At 34.8% G+C, this 1,887-nt stretch carries 3 protein-coding genes; 2 read left to right on the top strand and 1 reads right to left on the bottom strand.

The window, feature by feature from the left end:
* The first annotated feature begins 1 nt into the window (after position 1).
* A complete protein-coding gene (locus tag AC1DVK_RS26785; RefSeq protein ID WP_477627813.1) occupies positions 2–646 on the top strand; it encodes a YczE/YyaS/YitT family protein in 645 nt (214 codons plus the stop codon).
* Positions 647–1,175: 529 nt separating this feature from the next.
* On the opposite strand, the gene AC1DVK_RS26780 is transcribed toward AC1DVK_RS26785, so the two are convergent.
* Positions 1,176–1,382: a DUF5316 family protein gene (locus AC1DVK_RS26780; protein ID WP_410864092.1), complete on the bottom strand. Its 207-nt coding sequence runs from the start codon at positions 1,380–1,382 to the stop codon at positions 1,176–1,178.
* A 261-nt stretch (positions 1,383–1,643) separates the two neighbouring features.
* Here AC1DVK_RS26780 and AC1DVK_RS26775 point away from each other — a divergent pair.
* The coding region (locus AC1DVK_RS26775; protein ID WP_477627812.1) for an IS110 family transposase at positions 1,644–1,887 on the top strand (244 nt) is incomplete at its 3' end.

The following is a 1,887-nucleotide window of genomic DNA, read 5'->3' as shown; positions in this document are numbered from 1 at the left end:
AGTGAAATATGTTTTTTATGTATTAGGAATTTTAATATTAACCCTTGGTATTTCTTTCACTATACAATCAGACCTTGGAACTTCACCTTTTGATGCACTTTTAGTAGGACTGTCGATAAATGTGGGGCTTACTGTCGGAAGCTGGGAAATAATAATAGCTTTAATATTGATAGGTTGTAATTCATTTTTAAAAAGACAAAGACCAGAAGTTTTGGGGTTGTTAACAGCATTTATAACGGGAATTGGTATTGATATGTGGCTTTTTTTATTGCACAACTTGATAACGCCTGAACTATGGTACAGCAAAGTGGTTTGTTTTGGAATCGGCTTAGTTGCTATAGGATTAGGAACTGCAACATATTTACACACAAATTTTGCACCGATTCCAGTTGACCGTTTAACATTGATCATACAAGAATTAAATAGAACAAATTTATTTTTTTCGAGAACATTCATTTACCTCGTATTCTTGATAATGGCAATAATTTCCAATGGACCAATTGGCATTGGAACTTTATTAACAGTTTGTTTAGGGGGGCTCATACTTAATTACTTTATGCCAATTACTAAAAAGGTATTAGACAGGATAGTAACACACTTTAGTACATCACCTAATAATGATACTAATAAAAACCATTCCATATAGAATGGTTTTGTTTTTTTAAATGAACTAACCTGCCCCGATAGTTCCATAAAGCAAAGCTGCCTTAAAGACAGCTCCGATCTAGCTAAGGCACCTGATAGTTCATTAAGAAAAGCGATTCTTTAATAAGAATCGCACCCGATTATGGAACAACGACCACTCCTAAAAGGAATATTAAAACGGTGATAGTATTGTTATAATAGATTTTTAGACTTTTGAAAGTAACGACAAATGTTATGGGTGGTGTTTTTTTGAAAAAAGAAGTGAAAAAGGATTTAATTAAAGTTATATCCGTGACTGTTGCAGGTGTAATTCTTATATTAATGATTCCTTTTCTTTTTTCTTATTTACTATAATAATTACTTTGACATCATCTACCGTATTCGTGTTTCCTCCATAATTTGGTCCAATTGTTGAACAAAGGTCAAACAGCACTCTTCAACTATCCTGCCCCTTAGTGTCATAAGAAAAAGGCTGCCTCAGCAACCTTCCTTATTGAAGTAAAGACCCCTAGTTTAAGAACAAAGTATTATTATACAAAGTATATTAATCCAGAAATACCCAAAGAGATTACAGCTATGAGGCCCGAGATTAATGCTATTTTCGTTCTAAAGCAACGATTCTTTGTTGTTTCAGAATGAAAATTTGCTCTTTGTTGTTGTCCACCTGTCCATGCTCCTATAAAGACCCCTGAAATAACAATACCTACTATCCCAACAATAAGAAAAAACTGAAACATTAATAACTCCCCCTTGGTAGGCCCTGATGTATTTTTATACATGTTACACCATTAATTTCCGTTAAGTTCCTTATGGAACTAATCTGCCCCGATAGTTCCATAAAGAAAAGCTGCCTTAAAGACAGCTCCGATCTTCAGCTAAAGCACTCGTTAGCATTCCTGTAGATCGTTAAATATCAGGTTTGAAAAAAATAGAGCCCCTCAGTAAGATACGAGTATAGAGACCAATCTAACTCAAAATCTTAAGGAGGAAGCCCTACTATGAATTTTAAAATGCAAAACAAACAAAATCAACTAATCGAGAGAATTACGGATCAACATCTAGTTGTTGGTGTGGATATTGCCCAACACGTACACGTGGCCCGTGCAGTAAACTATCGGGGCATTGTGGTCGGAAAACCTTTGTCTTTTCAAAATAACGAAGAGGGTTTTACTAGCTTACTAAACTGGATCAAGGAACTAAAACACTTGAAAAACTTAGACACCACGATAGTCGGAATGGAAC

It is taken from the genome of Peribacillus sp. P4_B1 (assembly GCF_056402395.1).
This window is presented reverse-complemented; position numbering and strand designations above follow the sequence as displayed.

Coding starts and splice junctions, on each gene's coding strand:
- AC1DVK_RS26780 (WP_410864092.1), bottom strand. CDS start 1,382: ATGTTTCAGTTTTTTCTTATTGTTGGGATAGTAGGTATTGTTATTTCA.